At 72.4% G+C, this 6,963-nt stretch carries 8 protein-coding genes; 1 reads left to right on the top strand and 7 read right to left on the bottom strand.

The genetic code is table 11. The annotated features are described in order from the left end of the window. Positions 1-285: 285 nt before the first annotated feature. From ABZW32_RS32840 to ABZW32_RS32825, 4 genes are all read right to left on the bottom strand, one after another. The gene (locus tag ABZW32_RS32840; protein ID WP_356223117.1) at positions 286-1,701 is read right to left on the bottom strand and encodes a pentapeptide repeat-containing protein; all 1,416 of its coding nucleotides are present in this window, start codon (positions 1,699-1,701) and stop codon (positions 286-288) included. A 26-nt stretch (positions 1,702-1,727) separates the two neighbouring features. Then, entirely contained in the window at positions 1,728-2,105 is a 378-nt protein-coding gene (locus tag ABZW32_RS32835; RefSeq protein WP_356223114.1) for a hypothetical protein, read from the bottom strand. Between the two features lie 286 nt (positions 2,106-2,391). Beyond that, positions 2,392-2,583, bottom strand: a complete 192-nt coding sequence (locus ABZW32_RS32830) for a DUF397 domain-containing protein (protein ID WP_030241160.1) — start codon at positions 2,581-2,583, stop codon at positions 2,392-2,394. A gap of 13 nt (positions 2,584-2,596) precedes the next feature. Continuing rightward, positions 2,597-3,448 carry a Scr1 family TA system antitoxin-like transcriptional regulator gene (locus ABZW32_RS32825; RefSeq protein WP_356223112.1) on the bottom strand — a complete coding sequence of 284 codons (852 nt, stop codon included), beginning with the start codon at positions 3,446-3,448 and terminating at the stop codon, positions 2,597-2,599. Positions 3,449-3,688: 240 nt separating this feature from the next. Between ABZW32_RS32825 and ABZW32_RS32820 the strand changes: the two genes are divergently transcribed. Beyond that, positions 3,689-4,129, top strand: a complete 441-nt coding sequence (locus ABZW32_RS32820) for an ATP-binding protein (RefSeq protein ID WP_356223109.1) — start codon at positions 3,689-3,691, stop codon at positions 4,127-4,129. 59 nt (positions 4,130-4,188) lie between these two features. Here the strand turns inward: ABZW32_RS32820 and ABZW32_RS32815 are convergent, their stop codons facing one another. The 3 genes from ABZW32_RS32815 to ABZW32_RS32805 form a co-directional block, all read right to left on the bottom strand. After that, the gene (locus tag ABZW32_RS32815) at positions 4,189-4,734 is read right to left on the bottom strand and encodes a hypothetical protein (protein WP_356223106.1); all 546 of its coding nucleotides are present in this window, start codon (positions 4,732-4,734) and stop codon (positions 4,189-4,191) included. Between the two features lie 334 nt (positions 4,735-5,068). Continuing rightward, entirely contained in the window at positions 5,069-5,860 is a 792-nt protein-coding gene (locus ABZW32_RS32810; RefSeq protein ID WP_356223104.1) for a DUF2785 domain-containing protein, read from the bottom strand. Between the two features lie 67 nt (positions 5,861-5,927). Then, on the bottom strand, positions 5,928-6,866 hold the full coding sequence (locus tag ABZW32_RS32805; protein ID WP_356223101.1) for a cyclase family protein: 939 nt from the start codon (positions 6,864-6,866) through the stop codon (positions 5,928-5,930). Positions 6,867-6,963 lie beyond the last annotated feature (97 nt).

Here is a 6,963-nt window from a genome sequence, read left to right as displayed (position 1 = left end):
TTCTTGTCCTGCTCCAACGCCTCGAGGTCACCCGTGAACTGCGGGATCGTGCACGGATTGATCGGTACGTGATCCGTCACTTCTGCTCCGCCCCCAGGAATCGCTCAACTGCCCGAGTTCATGTCTACCGGCCGGATCCGGTCAACGGCAAAGAAGAAACGAGCCGGTGAGGAGGTGTGGCCGAAAATCGCCTGTCGCGGGGTGCGGGTCCAGTCGGCCTGGATGCGCGACGGTCCGGTGGCGGCATGGTGTCCGATCGTGCCCCCTCACCCATGCGAACCACCATCACCGCCGGGCGGCCGGTGGTTCGGGGCGCCGGGGGGCGATGACCTGTACGTCGCCGCCGCGGGCGCGGAGCCAGTCCTCCAAGTCCCGTCCGCCCAGCGGGTGTCGAGTGCCGTCCGGGGCAGCGAGGGTGGCCGGGCCGAACACCGTTCCCGTCAGGCCCGCCACGTGGGTGGAGTCGTCCAGGAGCACACGGAAGGAGTTCTCCCGCACCTCCGCGCCGCTGAGGTCCGCCCCGCGCAGGTCGGTGTCCAGCAGCGAGGCGCCGAGGATGCGGGCGCCGCGCAGGCGGGCCCCGCGCGCGTCGGTGCCGTAGAGCTCCGCCCGGACGAGGTCGGCCCCGTCGAGGACGGCTCCGCGCAGGTCGGCCCCGTCCAGGTCGGCCCGTACGAAACAGGCCCCGGTGGCGTCGGCGCCGGTGAGGTCGGCCCCGGCGAGGTGGGCGCGGTAGAACTCGGTGCCGACCAGTCGCGCGCCGGCGAGCCGGGTCCCGGCGAACCAGGACTCCGCGAAGTCGGCGCCGTCCAGGACCGCCCCGCCGAGGTCGAGCCCCGCCATGTCGGTGCCGCCGTGGGCCCCGGCGCCTTCCCGTACCCACTCCCACAGCCGGTCGGCGGCCTCCGGGTCGGCGGGCGGCAGCACCCGCCAGGGCAGGACCGCGGGGCGCCGGTGCCAGTACCAGGCGCCGGCCGCCGGCCCGGGGCCGATCTCCTCGCCGCCGTCCGCCACGGTGACGGCCCGGAACCGCGCGTCGAGGGCTTCCAGTTCCGGGTGCCCTTCCAGGTCCGCCAGCCCGTCCCGCTCCACGAGGTCCTCGCGGTACTCGTCCAGCCCGTACCAGCGTAGGGGCGGCCAGTCGGCCTCCATGCGGCAGATCAGGTCAGTCCAGCCCCACAGCCGCCGGTCGGTACCGGCCGGGGCGGCCGGCGCCGCCCGGACCAGCTCGGGCAGCCCGTGCACCTCGGCGTGCGGGAAGGCGTCGACCCGGGCCTGCGTGGCCGTCACCCGGAGGCCGGACCGCTCGGGGTCCTCTGGCTCCTCGACGCGGGCGAAGGTTGCCCCGCCGGTGGGGGTCAGCACCTGGGCGATCCAGGGCACGACGTCGCCGAAGTCGGACAGCACGGTCATGCCCAGCCCGCGCGCCAGGGCCCGGCCCACCTCGGCGGCGGCGGGTGCCCCGGGGACGGAGGGGCCCGCGTACACCTCCAGGGAGCAGGAGAGGTCGCCCCGCGCGTGCCAGCGGACCCCGCACTGGACGGGGGTGTCCCACCGCCAGCCGTCGCTCTCCCCCTCGGGCCCGACCTCCACTGCGGCGGTGCCCACCCCGAGCGATGCTCCGAGCACCCGGGCCAACTCCCCGGCCCCCGGCCGCCCGACGACCAGGAACCCGTACGCGGTCCCTCTCATCTCTGCCATGGGGGCCAGGTTAGGCGGGCCGGGTGTCAGCGGGCCGCGCGGTGTGCGGCGTCCAGGACGAGGTGCCGGACCGGGCGGACGCGCCATTCGGGGCGGGTGCCGTCGCGCAGGACGATGCTGAAGCCGGCGGGTTCGCCGCGGTGGAGGGCGGCCAGGGCCTGGATCCGGCCGCCGCCGTCGGCCCAGGCGAGGGCCCGGGTGACTTCGTCGGGGTTCAGGGCGAAGGGGTGCGTGGCCCGGATCTGGTGGCCGATCAGGCGGATGGCGCGTTCGGGGGTGTCCAGCATGACGCGGTAGAGCAGTTCGGGGGGCGCGGCGTACGCGTCGTGATGGCAGAGAGCCTCGAACCAGTAGCCGGTGCGGATGGTTGAGCTGTGGAGTCGGGCGATGGGGTGCGCGTACATGTGCGGTTCTCCTGCCGTTGCGGCGGACCGCCGCCCCTTCGGGCCGTGACGAGCGGCGGGAAGAGGCGGCGGCGGGTCCCCCAACCGGCGCAAGGGCAGGGGGACTTGCATCGCGCCGTGCCGATCCGGCGCGCCGCTCTTCGACGTTAGCGCTGGCTGCGGATCCGTATCAAGCTTTTGACGTCTTACGAGTGAGACGGCATATGCCGACGAGTGATACGTACCAACCCGCAGACATGGAACGGCCCCCTGTCCGCAGCGGTCAGGGGGCCGGAGTGCCGGAACGTCAGGCGAGGTCGTCGAACTCGCCGGCGGCTGCGCCCTCGATGAAGGCCCTGAGCTTCGCCCGGGAGGTCCGGATGATCACGCTGGGGTCGTCGCTCTCGCGCATCAGGATCTCGCCATCCAGAATCGCGACTTCCAGGCAGTTACCTTCGGCGTCCGTCGACTTCGAGGACTTGCGCCACTGAATTTCCACTGTTCTCACGCCTTCACACTTGTCGCGCCATCCCGCGAACGAAATCGCGAGACCGTTCGGGGTCGTAGGACCGCTCCTCGGTCCGATCCAGGACGGCCCGATAGTTGGCGAGCCTCGTTTCGGCATCGAGGAACGCCGGACCGGTGGGAGTGTCCGTCTGTACGGTGTCGAGCTGTGGCACCGGGCCGTGTGCATAGAGTGTCGAACTTCCGGCGTTCGGGAAGCCGCCCACCTCGAATGGGATCACGCGGACGGTGACGTTGTCCCGCTCGGACTGCTTGAGGAGGTAGTCGAGCTGGTTGGCGGTGATCTGGCGGCTTCCGAACCTCATGCGCAGCGCCGCCTCGTGGATCAGAAAGGTGAAGGACGGCGTGTCCGCGCGGTCGAGTACGTCGCGACGTCGCATCCGGTGCGACAGCCTCCGGCGGAGCTCCGGAGGGCGCAGGGCCGGAACGGCTTCCTCGAACACGGCGTGCGCGTAGTCCTCGGTCTGGAGCAGGCCAGGCATGTGCATGATTTGTACGGCGCGGATCGCGATGGCGTGGTGCTCCAGCTCGGAGAGGTCGAGCGCTCCCGCGGACAGGTCGTCGCGGTAGTCATCCCACCAGCCACGGCCGCGCTCGTCGGCGATGGCTGCCAGCGCCTCGACGTAATCGGAGTCGGGGCAGCCGTAGTGGCCGGCCCAGGTCCGTACCCGCTCGCTGCTCACGCCGAAGCGGCCGCTCTCGATGCTGCTCATGGTGGTCCGGTCGGTGCTCAGCTGCGCCGCCGCGTCGGTGAGTGAAATCCCGGCGTGCTCGCGGATCTTCCGTAGTTCGGAACCCAAGCGGCGTTGGCGGGCCGTTGGGGCCTTCCTGGGTGGCATCGGCTCCCCTCCTGTCGGGTCTCAGTGTGGACCGTGGGGCGGTACAGGGTCCACCAAGTCCTACGGTTTGAAGGAAGTCGTCTCAAGCTTGGTACGGACCCGCTAATGTCGTCTCCGCATACCGCGTCGCATGCCGGTCAGTCCGAAGTGCAGCCGCTGGAGCGTGCCTTGGGGGCGATCCGGTCGGCCGATGCCACGGGTGGGCGGCGGCTCGGACCCGTACTCCACTGGAGGTTCGCGATGGAGCAGACGAGCGCCTTGAGTCGTGGCGGGGACCCGCCCGGCTACCGCACGTCCGTGTACCGGATGGCCGCGCCGAGTCGTCCCGAGGCGGTGCGGGTCGCGCGGGACTGGGTGGTGTCCGTGCTGCGTGCGGCCGGGTACCGGGAGTTGGAGGAGCGGGCGCGGCTGTGTGCGTCCGAGGTGGTGACCAACGCCTACCGGCACACCGACAGCCCCGAGATCGCCGTCGAGGTCGTATTGGGGGGCGGCCGGGTCACCGTCCACGTCTACGACTGCGCGCCCGAGCGGCGGCCCCGGGGCGGCAGCCCCGGGCTCCTCGACACCCGCGGGCGCGGGCTCGGACTCGTCGCCGCCTGTGCCGACGACTGGGCGGCGGTGTCCCAGGGAGACTGCGTCAAGGTCGTCTGGTTCGGCTTCGTGGCCGGGGCGCGGGAGTGAGGCCCGCGCGGGAAGGCGCCCCGGCCCGGGGTGGGGCGGGGCGCCGGGGAGGGGACCGGTCAGCAGGGGCGGATGTAGTAGACGGGGGTCCAGGAGGCCGTGCCCGTGGACTTGGCCACGTTCGACCAGCGCTCGCTGCCGTCGGAGTTGTAGAAGCGGGCCCGGGTGCCGGAGGTCTGGTTGTTGTTGAAGGTGCCGTCGCCGACGCCGTCGAAGGAGTAGGAGCCGCACCGGTAGTAGTCGTAGGAGTAGCCGCGCCCGTCGACGACGCACAGGTGGCCGTTGTCGCAGGCCAGGGCCGTTTCGGGGGAGGCGAGGTCACGGGTCTCGGCGCGGCCGGGGACGGCGACGGTCACCGTGCCGCCGGCGGTGGCGAGCCGGTTCGCGGAGATCTGGCGGGCCTGCGGATCCCGCGCGGCCACCGCGTCGACCCGGCGCTGGAGCTCCCCGGCCTGCCGGCCGGAGAGGCCGGCGGTCCGGGCCTGCGCGGCGTAGGCGGTCTGCTGGTCGGTCGGGGTGGCGGTCGAGGCGTGGGCGGACAGGACGGGCCCCGCGATCAGGGCCGCGGTGGCGGTCAGGATCGCCAGGGTCTTGCGCGCTGACATGGTGGTTCCCCTCTGCATCGGCGACCGGAGGCCGCCCGCCCGCGCGGGCGGCCCGGATTGTCGGAACCATCCTTCCGAGGGTCGTGCGTCGCAAGAAGGGGGGAATCGGTCGCTCTGCGCTCTTTGTCTGCCCCACAGCCTTATCGCCCGGCCTCACCGGCCCCGGCCGTCTCGTACAGGCGTACGCGTCTCGGTGTACAGGGCAACGACTCTTCCGCCCCTGGCGTGCGGCTTCACCGCCTCGGCCAGGCCGCACATGCCACATGGCGCGAAACAGGGCGAAGCGGGTCGGAGGGGCCGGAGGGCCCATCGCTCGGCTCGCCCCCGCGCGGGTTCAGCGTTTGACGATGTGGTCGAGGGTGTCTGCGAGGCGGGACTTGAGGGCCTCGCGGTGGGGCAGGGGGATGCGGGGGGACGTCTGGTCCCGGCGGGCGCCGCGGTCCGCGAGGACGTAGAGCAGGCGCAGGGTGCGCAGGCAGTTGCTGATGTGGGCGGGGACCGGGGTGCTGATGCTGTCGGCGCCGAACGCGGCGGCGATCGGGTCCAGCCATGACGTCGCGTCGCCCTCGCCCAGGTCCGGCCGGGTCAGGACGCGGGCGACGCCCCGCGCCAGCCGGTCGTCCTCCAGCTGGTCGTACACGTGGGCGGTGGGCGCCGCCAGCCGGGCGGCGGCCAGGTGCAGCATCCGCGCCGGGTCCACCTCGGGGTGGGCTCCGAGCGTGCCCAGCAGGTCGGCCCCGTGCGCGACGGCGTGGAGCCAGCCCAGCTCCGCGTCGTGGCCGCGCAGGTCCTCCTCCGCCGGGTACCAGCGCTCGAACGCGTCCACCCAGCCGGCCCTGAAGTCCCCCCTGGTCACGAGCATGTCCAGGACGAGGGGGGCGAAGGTGCGGGCCTGGACCTGCGGATGGGCGAAGCGGGCGGCCATCTCGTCACCCAGCTCCAGCCGCCGGGCCTCGCCGATCACCCCGCCCGCTATCCAGGACGCGAGGACGGAGTACGGGGCGCCGTCCCGGATCCGCGGATCGGGGTCGGCCAGGGCCTCGGAGAGCTCTCGTACCAGTTCTTCCAGGGGCCGGTCGGCGGGCGCGGCGCAGTCGGCGGCTTCGATTTCGTTCCAGTCGGTCACGTGCCCGGACGATAGGGGCCCGCCCCGGCCGTGCACCACGGATTAACGGGTACGGGGGCGGTGGCGGTCAGAGGATCGCCACCGGGGCCACCGGGGTGCCGGTGCCGCCGACGAAGGGTTCCGGCATCGCGGAGAGGAGGAAGGAGTATCGCCCGGCTTCCGCACAGGCTGTGGACAGTTCCTCCAGGTTCCAGTTCTGGCCCTGGTGCATGCCCATCTCGACCAGGTCGAGGGCGTGCACCGGCAGCCACAGGTTCTCGATCTCCGGCGGGAAGATCTCGAAGGTCAGGGTGTCGTTCGCGACCGCCGCCACGTCCCGGGCGTGGAACCACTGCGGGGTGCGCACCGAGAGCCCGGGGGACGGGAAGCCGTAGCCGTGCCGGTCGCCCGCCAGGTAGACCTGGACCTGGCCGGTGCGGACGAGGACGATGTCGCCCGCGCGGACCTCCACCCCCGCGAACTCCTCCGCCTCCGCCAGGTCCTCCGGCGTGACGGCGTGACCCCCCGGAAGCCGGTCCAGGCCCTTCGCGCGGGCGACGTCGAGGAGGACCCCGCGCGAGACGATGGGGGTGGCCTTGTCGATGCCGCTGAACTCGGCGCGCGCGTGCGCGGTGATCGTGGACGCCGGGCGGCCGTTGTAGATCCGCCCGGAGTGGGAGACGTGCGTCAGGGCGTCCCAGTGCGTGGCCGACTGGAGCCCCATCGTCACGGCGTCGTCGCTGCACGCCACCGTGCCCGGACCGAACAGCTCCTGGTTGATCTGGACCATCGTGTGCAGCGGGTTGATCCGCCCGGGGATCATCCCGGCCTGCACCCCGTCCTCCTTGAGCGGCAGGGCGAGCGGGACGCGCCGGCCCGTGCGGACCTCGGCGGCGGCGGCCCGGACGACCTCCCCGGTGATCAGGTTCAGGGTGCCGATCTCGTCGTCGGCGCCCCAGCGGCCCCAGTTGTTGACGCGCTTGGCGATCTCGTGGAACTCGGCGGGCAGGCTGCTCATGGTTTTCATCAGCTCCTGACGGTGCGGCGGGCAACGGGGGCTTGTGCGAAGGGATCTGACTGGTCATAGAATCTAACGGACCGTCAGAAATCGCGGGAAGGGGCCG

It is taken from the genome of Streptomyces sp. NPDC004667 (assembly GCF_040609475.1).
Classification (GTDB): Bacteria; Actinomycetota; Actinomycetes; order Streptomycetales; family Streptomycetaceae; genus Streptomyces.
This window is presented reverse-complemented; position numbering and strand designations above follow the sequence as displayed.